At 75.1% G+C, this 13,308-nt stretch carries 11 protein-coding genes; 7 read left to right on the forward strand and 4 right to left on the reverse strand.

The annotated features are described in order from the left end of the window. Nucleotides 1–5: 5 nt before the first annotated feature. The 5 genes from ACWDXC_RS36585 to ligD are packed head-to-tail and all read left to right on the forward strand — an operon-like array spanning nt 6 to nt 5,408. Complete coding sequence (locus ACWDXC_RS36585) at nt 6–1,160, forward strand: ABC transporter substrate-binding protein (protein ID WP_449990028.1); 1,155 nt, start codon at nt 6–8, stop codon at nt 1,158–1,160. Nucleotides 1,161–1,188: 28 nt separating this feature from the next. Beyond that, nucleotides 1,189–2,061 (forward strand): branched-chain amino acid ABC transporter permease, encoded by an 873-nt coding sequence (locus ACWDXC_RS36590; protein ID WP_219511087.1) that lies wholly within the window; start codon nt 1,189–1,191, stop codon nt 2,059–2,061. A gap of 19 nt (nt 2,062–2,080) precedes the next feature. Next, nucleotides 2,081–3,190 (forward strand): zinc-binding dehydrogenase, encoded by a 1,110-nt coding sequence (locus tag ACWDXC_RS36595; RefSeq protein WP_449990031.1) that lies wholly within the window; start codon nt 2,081–2,083, stop codon nt 3,188–3,190. Nucleotides 3,191–3,218: 28 nt separating this feature from the next. After that, nucleotides 3,219–4,175, forward strand: a complete 957-nt coding sequence (locus ACWDXC_RS36600; protein ID WP_449990034.1) for an aldo/keto reductase — start codon at nt 3,219–3,221, stop codon at nt 4,173–4,175. A 51-nt stretch (nt 4,176–4,226) separates the two neighbouring features. Next, nucleotides 4,227–5,408: a non-homologous end-joining DNA ligase gene (gene ligD, locus ACWDXC_RS36605; protein ID WP_449990037.1), complete on the forward strand. Its 1,182-nt coding sequence runs from the start codon at nt 4,227–4,229 to the stop codon at nt 5,406–5,408. Nucleotides 5,409–5,451: 43 nt separating this feature from the next. Here ligD and ACWDXC_RS36610 read toward each other — a convergent pair whose 3' ends face one another. Genes ACWDXC_RS36610 through ACWDXC_RS36620 form a run of 3 tightly spaced genes read right to left on the reverse strand, consistent with a single transcriptional unit; the run spans nt 5,452 to nt 10,834 of the window. Continuing rightward, the gene (locus ACWDXC_RS36610) at nt 5,452–9,087 is read right to left on the reverse strand and encodes a hypothetical protein (protein WP_449990039.1); all 3,636 of its coding nucleotides are present in this window, start codon (nt 9,085–9,087) and stop codon (nt 5,452–5,454) included. A gap of 28 nt (nt 9,088–9,115) precedes the next feature. Further along, nucleotides 9,116–10,036: an SDR family oxidoreductase gene (locus tag ACWDXC_RS36615; protein WP_449990042.1), complete on the reverse strand. Its 921-nt coding sequence runs from the start codon at nt 10,034–10,036 to the stop codon at nt 9,116–9,118. 36 nt (nt 10,037–10,072) lie between these two features. Further along, on the reverse strand, nt 10,073–10,834 hold the full coding sequence (locus tag ACWDXC_RS36620; RefSeq protein ID WP_449990045.1) for an IclR family transcriptional regulator: 762 nt from the start codon (nt 10,832–10,834) through the stop codon (nt 10,073–10,075). A gap of 68 nt (nt 10,835–10,902) precedes the next feature. Between ACWDXC_RS36620 and ACWDXC_RS36625 the strand changes: the two genes are divergently transcribed. Together ACWDXC_RS36625 and ACWDXC_RS36630 are read left to right on the forward strand one after the other, a co-directional pair. Continuing rightward, entirely contained in the window at nt 10,903–12,063 is a 1,161-nt protein-coding gene (locus tag ACWDXC_RS36625; protein WP_449990048.1) for a 4-hydroxybenzoate 3-monooxygenase, read from the forward strand. Between the two features lie 62 nt (nt 12,064–12,125). Beyond that, the gene (locus tag ACWDXC_RS36630) at nt 12,126–12,437 is read left to right on the forward strand and encodes a DUF6401 family natural product biosynthesis protein (protein ID WP_364168668.1); all 312 of its coding nucleotides are present in this window, start codon (nt 12,126–12,128) and stop codon (nt 12,435–12,437) included. Nucleotides 12,438–12,477: 40 nt separating this feature from the next. Here ACWDXC_RS36630 and ACWDXC_RS36635 read toward each other — a convergent pair whose 3' ends face one another. Then, entirely contained in the window at nt 12,478–13,218 is a 741-nt protein-coding gene (locus tag ACWDXC_RS36635; protein WP_449990051.1) for a mechanosensitive ion channel family protein, read from the reverse strand. Between the last annotated feature and the right edge of the window lie 90 nt (nt 13,219–13,308).

Here is a 13,308-nt window from a genome sequence, read left to right on the forward strand (position 1 = left end):
CTCACATGAAGCGTTCGCATCTGGCCGCGGCGGCCGCCGCCGTCCTGGTTCTCGCCTCCGCCGCCTGCTCGGGGGAGGGCGGCGGGGCCGACGGCCCGATCAAGGTGGGTTCGATCAACGGCATCACCGGCCTGTTCCAGACGCCGGAGGTCCCGCAGGCGGTCAAGGCGGTCTTCGACGAGGTCAACGCCGCGGGCGGCATCGGGGGCCGCAAGCTGGAGCTCATCAGCAAGGACGACGCGATGAACCCGCAGCGTTCGACGGAGGCGGCGATCGAGCTCATCGAGTCGGAGGAGGTGGTGGCGCTCGTCGGCTCGTCGAGCGCGGTCGACTGCGGTCTCAACCGGGCGACCTACAGCAACGCCGGCATCGTCTCCGTCCCGGCGATCGGCGTCGACCCGGCCTGCTTCACCAGCCCGAACATCGCCCCGGTGAACCCGGGCCCGTTCAAGCTGCTGACGGCGATGCTCTACTACGCCTCCGAGACGCTCAAGCACGACAAGGTCTGCATGTTCTACACGACGCTGCCCGGCAGCGGCGGCGGCATCGACGCCGCGATCAAGGAGTGGAGCGACCTCACCGGCAAGACGCTCACGGTCAAGGACACCTCGGTGGGCCAGGGCGACCCGACGCCCTACCTGGTCAAGGCCAAGGGCGCGGGCTGCCAGGCGGTGCTCTACAACGCGCAGGTGGGCCCGTGGTTCGCGCAGGCGAAGACGCAGGGCATGCAGGACGTGGACTTCATCATGGGCGCCAACAGCTACACCGACGCCAACGCGGAGGTCATCCCGGAGGGCATGAACGCCTACGCCGGGACGGAGTGGCAGCCGTACACGGACGAGACGCTGCCGGGCAACGACCGCTGGGCCAGGATCGTCGACGGGAGCAAGATCCAGAAGACGGCGTTCAGCCAGGGCGCGGTGATGGCGGCGGACGTGTTCGTCCAGGTGCTCAAGACGGTCAAGGGCCCGATCACCCGGGAGTCGGTGACGGAGGCGTTCAAGACCATGCGGCCGATCGACTACCCGATGGTCGGCACCCCGTACGTCTTCGGCCCCGGCGACGCGCACAACCCGATCGAGGGCAGCCGGTTCGTCAAGGTCCAGGACCGCAAGTGGCAGGTGCTGCCGGAGGACTTCATCGTCCCTGGCCGGAAGTGACCGGCCAGGCCCGCCTAGGAGGTGCTCGATGCTGAATTCCGTGGTCGCCGGGCTGACCAGCGGCGGCGTGTACGCGCTGCTGGGGCTGTGCGTCGTGCTGACCTACCGGCTGGTCGCCGTGGTCAACTTCACGATGGCGGCCGTCGGCGCGATGGGCGCCTTCGTCATGGTGTCGCTCATGGACGCCGGGCTGGGCGTGTGGCTGGCGCTGCCGCTCGGCGTCGCGGCGGGGGCGGCGCTGTCGGCGCTGCTGGGCGCCGTGCTCGTCCGCTGGTTCGGCGACCACGACGAGCGAACCAAGGCCGCCGTCACCGTCGCCGTGTACGTGGCCGTCATGGCGATCGGCCTGCGGCTGTTCGGCGGCACGACGACGGGGGCGCGCCGGTTCCCCGCGCCGTTCGACACGCCCGCGTTCACCGTCGGCGGCGTCGTGGTGCCCCAGTCGGTGCTGGTGTCGCTGGCGTTCGCGGTGCTCATCACGGTGGGCGTCGGGCTGCTGCTCAACCGCACGCTCGTCGGCCTGCGGCTGCAGGCGCTGTCCGAGCGGCCCGCCACGGCCGAGGTCGTCGGCATCCCGGCGCCCAGGCTCGCCGTCGGCGTGTGGGCGGCGATCGGCGCCGTCACCACACTGGTGATCCTCCTGGTGGCGCCGAGGCTCGGCGGCGACTTCTCCACGCTGGGCAACCTCATCGCCACCGCCTTTGCCGTCGCCATGGTCGGCGCCTTCCGCAGCCTGCCGCTCACGCTCGCCGGCGGCCTCGTCCTCGGCTGCCTGGAGGGCCTGTCGGCGTCGCTGAGCGCGATCCAGCAGTACCGGGGCGTCGTCCCGTTCCTCGTGATCGTGGTGCTGCTGTGGTGGCGCAGCCGGCACGAGGTCTGGGACACCGCCCACAGCAGATGACCCAAGAGGAGAGCAGAGCATGACCGTTCCCGCCTCCACCCGTGCCGCCGTGCTGCGCGCGCACGGCGAGCCGCTGGTGATCGAGGAGCTGCCGCTGCCGGGCGAGGTCGAGCCGGGCGCCGCGATCGTCCGGATCACCTGCGCGACCCTGTGCGCCACCGACGTGCACCTGTGGAGCGGCGCCATGTCCTGGCCCGGCATGCTGCCGATGGTGCTGGGCCACGAGATGACCGGCACCGTCGAGGCCGCCGGTCCCGGCACCGTCGACGCCCTCGGCCGCCCCGTCAAGGCGGGCGACCGGATCGGCTGGTCGGAGTCCGTCTGCGGCCGCTGCTACGGCTGCACCGTGCTGCGCGCCCCAGTCGCCTGCGCGGACCGCGGCTACGGGTTCCGCCAGCGGGCCGACCGCTGGCCGTACGCCACGGCGGGGCTGGCCGGGCACGCCTACGTCACTCCCGGCGCGCTCAAGGTCGTGCTGCCCGACGACGTCGCCGACACCTGGGCCGCCGCGGCCGGCTGCGCCGTCAAGACCGTCCTGCACGCCTTCGAGCGGGCCGGGAGCGTACGGCCCGGATCGAGCGTGGTGGTGCAAGGCGCCGGCGCGCTCGGGATCATCGCCACCGCCGTCGCCCGCACCGCCGGGGCGGGCACCGTCATCACCGTCGGCGCGCCCGGCAGCCGGCTGGAGCTGGCCCGCCGGTTTGGCGCCGACGTGGTCGTCGGGCTCGACGGCGACGCGGCGAGCCGGGTCGCCGCCGTCCTGGACGCCACCGGCGGCCGGGGCGCCGACCTCGTCCTCGACCTGGCCGGCGCGCCCGGCGTCGGGGCCGAGGCCGTCGACATGGCGGCCTGGGGCGGCCGGTTCGTCGTCGTCGGCAGCACCGGCCCGCGCCCCGACCCGATCCCGCTCGGCACGATCATGGGTAAGGAGCTGACCGTGCTCGGCTCGCTCAACGGCGACGTCGGCGACTACTACCGGGCCGTCGAGTTCCTGCGCGCCTTCCGTACGCGCTTCGCCTGGGACGAGCTGTTCAGCGAGCCGGTCGGGCTCGCCGGGGCGAGCGCCGCCCTGGCGTCGATGGCGCGGCTCGACCAGGTCAAGGCCGTCATCCACCCGTGGCTGCCCTGACGAACCCCCCATACCTACGAGGAGACAGATGTCCACCGTGCCGCGCCGCAGGATCGGAACCTGCGGCCCCGAAGCCTCCGTCCTGTCCCTGGGATCGTGGCACACCTACGACCGGATGGATTTCGCCGACGCGGTCGCCCTCGTGCGCCGCGCCGTCGACCTGGGGATCAACCTGTTCGACGTCGGCGTCTACGGCTTCCCCGGGCACCCGCCGGTCTTCACCGACGTGCTGTTCTCGGCGATCGTGCGCGCCGCCGGGATCGCCCGCGACGACTACCTGCTGTCGGAGAAGCTCTGGCTGGAGGGCTACCCCGAGCAGCCGCTGCGCGACCAGCTCGAACGCGCCCTGTTCCGCGTCGGCGCCGACCGGGCCGACCTCGTCGTCCTGGGCGACATCCGGCGCGCCGACCTCGACCTGCGGCGGCTCGCCGCCGACCTGGCCGACCTGGAGGCCGCCGGGCTCGTCGGCTGCTGGGGCGTCAACAACTGGTCGGCCACCTCGGTCCGCACGCTGCGCGACCACGCCCTGGAGGCGGGCTCGCCGGGACCGCAGCTCGCCCAGCTCAAGTACAGCCCGTGCCGCCGCTCCATCCCCGACGGCGAGCCGTTCGCCGCGCTGTTCGCCGAGGGCATCTCGCTGCAGGCGTCCGACGTCATGGAGGGCGGCATCCTGGCGGGCCGGGCGACGCCGACCCGCGAGATCGGCCGCGACCCCGGCGGGATCCGCGACCAGATCATGGCCGCCGCCAAGGGGCTCGCCGAGGTCGCCGCCGACCTGGACGCCACCCCGGCGCAGCTCTGCGTCGCGTTCACGCTCACCCACCCGGCCACCTGCACCGTGCTGTTCGGCGTCACCCGCATGCGGCAGCTCACCGACAACGTCGGCGCGCTGGCGCTGCTCGAACGGGTCGGCGCCGAGCGGCTGCGCGAACTGGTCGAACCGTTCTGGGCCGACCGCGACGCCGTCGACCCCGAAGGGCCCTGATCCCGCGCACGCCGCCCCGGGAATGTCGGGCGGCGCGCGTATCGTGATCTCATGCCCGACATCGAGGTCGCCGGCCGCGAGGTACGCGTGACGAGCCCCGACAAGGTGGTGTTCCCGCAGGCCGGGATCACCAAGCTCGACCTGGTCCGCTATTACGAGCGGGTCGGCGAGGCGGCACTGCGCGGCGTCCACGGCCGGCCGATGGTGCTCAAGCGGTTCGTCAAAGGCATCGAGGAGGAGCCGTTCTTCCAGAAGCGGGCCCCGGCCAAGCGGCCCGCCTGGATCGAGGTGGCCGAGCTGCGCTACCGCTCGGGGCTCAGCGCCGAGGAGGTCGTCTGCACCGACCTGGCGCAGCTCCTGTGGGTGGTCAACCTGGGCTGCGTCGACCTCAACCCGCACCCGGTCCGCGCCGACGACCTGGCCAGCCCGGACGAGCTGCGCATCGACCTCGACCCGGTGCCGGGCGTCGGCTGGGCCGACGTGCTGGCCACCGCCCAGGTCGCCCGCGAGGTGCTGGCCGACCACGGGCTGACCGCCTGGCCCAAGACGTCCGGCTCGCGCGGCTTCCACGTCTACGCCCGCATCGAGCGGCGCTGGCCGTTCGCCCAGGTGCGCAAGGCGGCCGAGACCGTCGCCCGCGAGGTCGAGCGGCGCGCCCCCGGGCTGGCCACCAGCCGGTGGTGGAAGGAGGAGCGCCACGGCGTGTTCGTCGACTTCAACCAGAACGCCTACGACCGCACCGTCGCCTCCGCCTACTCCGTGCGCGCCGTGCCCGACGCCCGCGTCTCCACCCCGCTCACCTGGGACGAGGTGCCCGGCTGCGACCCGGCCGCCTACACGGTCGCCACCGTGCCCGCGCGGCTGGCCGAGCTCGGCGACCCGTGGGCCGACATGGACGCCCACCCCGGCTCCCTCGACGGCCTGCTGGCGCTGGCCGAGGAGCTGGGCCCGCCGCCCAAGCCGCCCAAGGGCAGCGGGCGCCGCGTGCAGACCCGGCCCGTCATCGAGATCGCCAAGGCCCAGCACAAGGACGAGGCGCTGGCCGGGCTGGAGCGCTGGAAGGCCCGCCACCCCGACGTGGCCGCCCTCCTGGAGCCCGCCGACGTGCTCGTCGACGGCATGCGCGGGCGCAGCAGCGTGTGGTACCGGATCCGCGTCAACCTGCAGAACGTGCCGGAGGACCGGCGGCCCCCGCAGGAGCCCCTGGAGTCTGACTACGACCCCTGGACCTGACGCCGCCGCCCTCACACGCCCGCCGCCGTCACGCGACCTGTCGTCACTCGTCCGCGGTGATGACCTGGGACGCCTGGTAGGCGGCCTCGCGGGGGCCGTCGGCGCGCACCTGGCGCAGCAGCGCCCGCCACGGCTCCGGCCAGCCCGCCCGCGGCCCGCACTCGGCCGCCAGCCCCACCGCCAGCAACGCCGCCACCTCGGCCGTCACCCCATCCGTCCCCGGGGGCTGAAGGGCGGCGAGGCGCTGGGCGTGGGGGAGGACCCGGTCGGCGGGGACGTCCTCCGCCGACCGGGCGAGGGCGTGGGCCGTCGTGACGGCGGCCAGGACGCCCGGGACCGTCAGGGTCAGCCGGTCGAGCACGGCGTGCGGGTCGTCCCAGTCGACGGTGGCGGCCAGGATCTCGGCGGCGAGGTGGGCGGGCAGCTCGGCGGCCACCTCAGCGACCACCGCCGCCGCCGGCTCGCGGTCGGCGCGGTGCGCCTCGCACAGGTCCGACACGACGGCGGCCAGCCGCTGGGCGGCCGGACGGTCGCGGTCGGCGCCCGCGTCGGGCTCGGCCGGCGCGGCGGCCAGCGTCCGTACGGCCCCGCGCAGCTCCGCCGTCCCGTGCCCGGAGCACGCCGCGCTGACCAGCCCCCGCGCGGCGGCCCTCCAGTCGGCGGTCTCGTCCAGCCCGGAGAGAAGCCCGGCCAGCCGCTCCACGGCCTCCGGCGCGTAGGCGGCCCAGCGGGGCAGCGTCTCGACGGCGATCAGCCGCGTCCGCCGGTCCCGCGCCCGCGTCGCGGTGACCACCAGCCCCCCGTACGCGACCCGCCACCGCTCAGGCACCGCCAGCGGATGCACCCCGAGCACCGGTGCCGCCACATCCCCCGCCGCACCGTCACCCACGGCGCCCTCCGGGAAGGCCGAGGTGGCGCCGGCCGTACGGTCCTTGGGGGAGACCGGGGTGCCGTCTGTTGCGCCCGCCCCCAGGGAGGCCGAGGGGTCGCCCGCTGTGCCGTCTCCCAGTGTGGCCGGGCCGCCGCCCGTCGCACGGTTCTTGGGGGAGACCGGGGTGTCGCCCTCCGAGGAGGCCGGGGCGTCGCCGGTCGTACGGTCCTCGGGGGAGACCGAGGCGTCGCCCGCCGCCCCGCCCCTCGGGGAGGCTGGGCCGCCGTTCGTCGCGCGGTCCTCGGGGGAGGGCGGGGGGTCGCTCGCCGGGGCGCCTACGGCTTCGTGCAGGAGGGGCCAGGCTTCCGGGTGGGGGAGGAGTCCGAGGGTGGCCGAGACGATGACCACGCGGACGTCCTTGTGCTGCCCCTCGGCGTGCCAGAGGTCCCGCAGCACCCCGATGGCGCCGGGGGCGCGGTGGCGGGCGAGGAGCCGGACGGCTTCCTTGCGCGCGGTGACCTTGCCCCCGGCGAGCACCGGCTCCAGGGCCGCCGCCAGCTCGGCGGGAGGGGTGAACCGGGCCGCCCGCGCCGCCGCGTACACCGCCACGTGCGCGTCGTCGCCGCTCGCGCGGGCGAGCAGGGCGGCGAGCACGTCCTGCGGCCGGGCCGTCCACGGGAGCGCGGTGAGCGCGGCCCGCCGCAGCAGCGCCTCGTCCGAGTCCAGGTGGCGGCGGAGGCGCCCGGCCTCGACGCCGGGGATCTCGCCCAGTGACCGCACGGCGTGCGCCCGCTCGCCGGTGGGCAGGCCGCCGTGGTCCGCGACCTGTTCGAGCAGCTTCACGTACGCGTCGCGCTGCCGGGCGGTCCACCGCAGGACGGCCCGGCGGGGAACGTGACGCACCTGCCGCACGTCGCTCCTGGCGAAGCGGCCGGAGGGGGCGCGCCGGCCGAGGACGGCGTCCAGCAGGTCGGTGCGCTGCCACACCAGCGCGGCGAACACGCTGCCCACGGCCACCGTCGACGGGTCGGCGGCCAGCAGCCCGGCCACGCGCTCGCCGCGGGTGCGGGGCGGCTCCAGCCAGAGGTCGATCGCCTCGATGGCGGTGAGCTCGCTGACGGCGGTCAGGGCACGTCGCAGCGCCTGCTGCAGCTCGGGCAGGTCGTGGCCGCGCCGCCCGAGCGCGTTGGCGAGCAGGAAGGCCAGCTCGTGCCGGTCGCGGCGGCCGCCCGCCTCCAGGTGGGGCGCGAGCCGCCGCACCAGCGTGACCTCCTGGCCGCGCCGCAGCACGCGCGACAGGTGGCTGAGCGAGGCGGTGCCCACGTAGCCGGTCAGCCGATCGAAGGCGCGCAGCCCGTACTCCAGCAGGGCGGGGTCGTCGCGCGCGGCCCCCTGCTCGAAGACGCGGGTCGCCAGGCGGGCCAGGGCGAGCCGGGTGTGGTAGGAGCAGTCGCGGGCGGCCAGCGCGTCCTCGACGAGCCGGTCGAGGCCGGGCACGTGCTCGGCCGCGAACAGCCGGGGCGGGACGGCGGCCAGCGCGGCGAGGGCGGCCTGGCGTACCGGGTCCTGCTCGTTGCGCAGCCGGCCGAGCGCGCCGAGCAGGCGGGTGAACACGGCGGGGTCGCGGTCGCGCCCGGCGCAGGCGATCAGGTGGCCGTATCCGATGGCCCGGTCGGCGCCCTCGGACCGGCGGGTCGCGGCCAGCAGGGCGGGCTCGGCGTCGGCGTACGGCAGGAAGGCGGTGGTCTCCAGGGTGCGTGCCGGGTCGTCGGCGACGGCGCGCAGCCCGAGCATGCGCCGGGCCTCGGCGACGCGCGGGCGCAGCGGCAGCACGTTCAGCAGGAACGGCGACGGCAGCGCCCGCGACCGGTCCACGCCGGTGGTCGCCGCCTCGAACACGGCCTCCCTGCGGCCCGGCGCCACCGCCCGCAGCAGGTTGATCAGCGAGGGCTCGTGGTCGCGCACCGCCCGCCCGGCCTCGCCGAGCCGGTCGTCGGGCAGCGCGGCCAGCCGCCGCCGGATCGCGGCGCGCCGCAGCAGCCCGGCGAGCTGCGCCTGCCGCCCGGGGACCAGGTAGAGGGCGAGCGTGCGGTCGGGGTCGGCCTTCAGCAGCAGGCTCACGCACCGGGCGCCGCGCGGGCTCCAGTGCCGTTCCAGCAGGGTGATCACCCGTCCGGGAGCGTGCGCGGCGGCGGCCTCGACGCCGGGGCCGCGCGTGTGCCACCACGCCGGGCGGAGCGGGAGCGGCAGCCCGGCCAGCGCTGTTTCGGCGTGCCCGAGCACGAGCAGCGGGTGCCGCCTGGCCAGCGTGCGCCAGTTGGGCACGGCGTGCTCCAGGCCGGGCAGCAGGTGGGCGGCCAGGTCGGCGGGGCAGGCCGGGAGCAGGCTCGCCGCCTCGCGGTCGCCCCACCGCTGCCGCACCTCGTCGATGAGCAGCGCGGCCAGGTCGCCGCGGCCGTGACGCCGGATCGCCCGGTAGACCTCGGCCCGCCGGGCGGCCGGGCCGGTGCGGACGATCCGCGCGACAACCTCGTCCGGGGCGCCGAGCTTGACCGCCGAGACGATCGCGTAGCGGCCGACGTCCGGGTCGGGGTCGCCGGTGGCCCGGGCGATGTGGGGGAGGTCGCGGGCCGCCGCCGCCAGCCGCACGGCGAGGAAGCGCTCGTACGGGCCGAGCCGGGCCAGGCCGTCGAGCAGGGCGCGCAGCTCGGGCCGGCCGGCCAGGCGCCGCCCGTGCTCGGCCAGGCGGCGGCACCGCTGCCCGTGCGCGAGCTGTTCCACGTCCTTGATCAGAGCATGAGGCCGCATAACTGCCCCATTATGGGGGCTTGCGGCGTCAGCCGCGGGTCGGCCGCTGGTAGCCCTCGTCGCCGCCGTAGACGTGCCGGTCGGGGTCGCGTTCGGGCTGGTTCGCCGGGCTGGTCGGCGACGCGGTGTGCTCCTCGGCGAAGTCCTCCGACGGCATCGGCGGCGGGTTCAGGTAGTCGTGCCAGGTGATCCGGCCCCTCGGCACGGCGTCGGTGGTCAGCGCGCCCTTGCGCTGGGCGGCGGCGACCTTGCCCGGGTAGCGCAGGGGCGGGCAGAGCCGCCGCAGCCCTCGGGCGGCCAGCCAGGTCCTGACCAGCTCGGGTGTGGCCAGCACGTGCGGCCCGCCGTACTCGGTCACGGCGCGGCCCGGTCCGTCGGCGAGCAGGCCGGTCACCCGGGCGGCGGCCTCGCCCGCGTCGAGCGGCTGCCACGGCAGCGACCGGTCGACCGGCAGCACCGGGGAGCCGGCCAGCCCGCGCAGCACCTGGTCGAGCCGCTGGTGCAGGTGGGTGACGCGGAGGATGGTGAAGGGCAGGCCGCTCTCCCTGACGAACCGTTCGGCCTCGGCCCGGCGGCGCATCGGCCCGCCCCGCCCGGCCCCGACGGCGGAGACGTGCAGCAGGTGCGCCACGCCCGCCTCCCGGGCGGCGGTGACGAGCGCGCGGGTGCCGGTGGCGTCGACGGTCAGCGCGCCGGGCGCGGTGCCGGGCCGCGACAGCAGGTCGCCCGCCGTCGCGCGGTCCAGCGCGGCCAGGTGGACGACGGCGTCGCAGCCGGCCACGGCCTCGCGCACGCCGTAGCCCGTGGCCAGGTCGCCGCGCACCCAGGTGACGTCACGCCGGGGCTGCTCCTCCCGGCTCAGCGCCCGGATCTCGTGGCCGGTCCTGAGGAGGGCGGGCACCGCGGCCCGGCCGAGCGTGCCGGTCGCGCCCGTCAGCATGATGAGCATGACCAGCACCTACCCACCAGGCCCCGGACATGCCCGTCAGCCCCCGGCCGGCGGGGCGGCGGCGCGGGCGATGCCCGCCGCGGCCGCGCGCAGCGGCTCCACCAGCCGGGGCAGCTCGCGGGCCCGCCGGGCGGCCAGCACGATCCCGACCGCCGCGATGGCGCGGCCCTCCACGAGCACCGGCGCCGCCGCCGAGCACGACCCGACCGTCATCTCCTCGTACGTGAGCGCGTGGCCCTGCGCCCGCACGGCGGCCAGCTCGCGCGCCAGCCGCCCCGGCTCGGTGATGGTGTGCGCGGTGGGGCGTTCGAGGGTGCGCGCCAGGTAGGACTGCACGAACCAGTCGGGCTCGTGCGCCAGCAGCGCCTTGCCCACGCCCGTCGGGTGCATCGGCAGCCGCCCGCCGGTCCGCGACACGATGGGTACGGCGCGCCTGCCGTACACCTTGTCCACGTACAGGACCTCCATGCCGTCGCGGACGGCCAGGTGCACGTTCTCGCCGGTGCTCGCGAACAGCTCCTGCAGCCACGGCTGCGCGACCTCGCGCAGCCGTCCGGGCGCGAGCTGGCCGAGCTCCCACAGCCGCAGCCCGACGCGCAGCCGCCCGCCGGGGTCGCGGCTGAGCGCCTGCCACCGCTCCAGCTCGCCGACCAGCCGGTGCGCCGTCGCCAGGGCGACGCCGCTGCGCTCGCTGATCTGCGTGAGCGTGAGCTCGCGGTGGGTGGCGTCGAACGCGCCCAGGATGGCCAGCACCTTGGAGGTGACCGTACGGCCCGGCTCGCGGGCGCCGCCTGACATGTCGCCATTCTTCCACTGAGCGGAAGCCGGTTCTCGATCCGGGGCCCGGCGGGCAGCATGCTGTGCTCATGCGAACTCAGGTAGGGATCATCGGCGCCGGACCGGCTGGCCTGCTCCTTTCTCACCTGCTCCACCTGCGCGGCATCTCCTCGGTGGTGCTGGAGAAGCGCAGCCGCGACTACGTCGAGCGCCGGGTGCGCGCCGGCGTGCTGGAGCAGGGCACGGTCGACACGCTCGTGGAGGCGGGCGTCGGCGGGCGGCTGCTCCGCGAGGGACTGCCCCACCACGGCATCGAGCTCCGCTACGGCGGCGCGGGACACCGCATCCCGTTCGAGAAGCTGGTGCCCGGCCGGGCCATCACCGTGTACGGCCAGCAGGAGGTGGTCAAGGACCTCATCGCCGCCAGGCTGGAGGCGGGCGGCGACGTGCGGTTCGAGGTCGAGGACGTGGCGATCCACTCGCCGGAGGACCGGCCGTACCTGACGTTCGGCGGCGAGCGGCTGGACTGCGACGTGATCGCCGGGTGCGACGGGTTCCACGGCGTGTCGAGGCCGTCGGTGCCGCCGGGCGTGCTGCGGAGCTACGAGCGCGACTACCCGTTCGCCTGGCTCGGCATCCTGGCCCGGGTGGCGCCGTCGTCGGAGGAGCTGATCTACGCCAGGAACGAGCGCGGCTTCGCCCTGCACAGCATGCGCACGCCCGAGATCAGCCGCTTCTACCTCCAGGTGCCGCCCGACGCCGACGCGGCCGAGTGGCCCGACGAGCGGATCTGGGCCGAGCTGAAGGCCCGGCTGGAGACGGTGCCCGGGTTCGCGCTGACGACCGGCGAGATCATCGAGAAGGGCGTCACGCCGATGCGCGGCTTCGTCACCGAGCCGATGCAGTACGGCCGCCTCTACCTGGCCGGGGACGCCGCCCACATCGTGCCGCCGACCGGCGCCAAGGGGCTGAACCTGGCCGTGGCCGACGTGCGGGTGCTCACCGAGGCGCTGGCCGCGTTCTTCCACGACGGCTCCACCGGCCTGCTCGACGGCTACTCCGAGGCGTGCCTGAAGCGGGTGTGGCGGGCCCAGCACTTCTCGTGGTGGATGACGACGCTGCTGCACACGTTCGACTCCGACGACGACTACGGGCGCCGGCTGCAGCTGTCCCACCTGGACTACGTGACGTCCTCGGAGGCTGCGGCCACGACGCTGGCGGAGAACTACGTCGGACTGCCCTTCACCTGAGCCGGCCGCCCGGACGTGGGCGGGACGGGTAAAGGGGTTTTGACATGGTTTAGGGTTTAATGGTGCTTTTTGCGGATGGATGGGCGGCTGCGCCGCTGCGCTCGGTCATGCAGACCCTCGGGCAGGACCAGCTCGCCAGGATGGCCACGGACCCCGGTCTCGTCGCCGCGGTGGACCAGCACGCCGCGGTGCTGCGGGACGCGATCCCGCTGGACCGCGAGACGCTGGGCGACTACCTGCTCGGCTTCCTCGACGAGCTGCGGCACCGGGGCTGGGCGTTCAGCGGCGAGCCGGACGCCGCCGCGCTCCGTCTGACGGCGGTGTGCTGGCTCGCCCGCGAACGGGGCTTCCTCGAAGGGGAGCTCCCCGCCTGACGCGCCGGGACCGGCCGGGCGGCCGGTCCCGTGAGGCACGTCAGGGTTCCCGGTAGTCGGACCGGGTGGCGCCGCCCGACTGGACGTGCGGAGCCTCCTCGGTCATCTGCTGGGCGTCCCCGCGACCCCGCTGGTACGCCTCCGCGTGCGCCCTGGCCTGCGGCGCCTCCTGCTCGATCCGGCCCAGCCAGCGTTCCCACCGCTGCTGCATCGGCCGGACGAGACCGCCGCCCACGCCGATGGCCGCGATGGCGCCGAGCGTCGCCAGCACCGTGATCAGCACCGGGATCGTGACCGCGGTGGCCACCCCGATCTGGTTGAGCGCGGCGATGATGCCCAGGGCCCAGATGAACACGGCGGCGGCCGTCGCCAGCCAGCGGCCGTACGAGAGCTCGCCGAGCGCACTGGAGATGATGTCCCGGACCGCCTTGGCGATGGCCCCGGTCACCACGATGATCACGATCGCGACCACGGCCAGCGGCAGCCAGGCCACCACGCCGGTGAGCAGCGTCGAGATCGGGTTCGGCCCGAACACGCTGAAGGCGATCTGCAGCGTGATCAGCAGCAGCGCGTAGTACAGGAGCTTCGACAGCAGCCCGCTGGCGCCGTAGCGGCTGCGTTCCTGCCACCGCCCGGCGGCGCCGCTGCGTGCCACCGCGCGGTCGAAGCCGACCCGGTTCAGCAGCTTGCCCAGGACCTTCGCCAGCACCTTGGCCACGATCCAGCCGATAATGAGAATGACGACGAACGCGACAAGCTTCGGAACGAATGTCGCGATCATCCGCCAGGCATCGGATATGCCTTGGCCTATGTTGATGTCCACGGTTTCCTCCTCCGAGGAGCCAATGCCTGCGCGCTACCCGCTCAGCGT

Source organism: Nonomuraea sp. NPDC003214 (assembly GCF_053590035.1).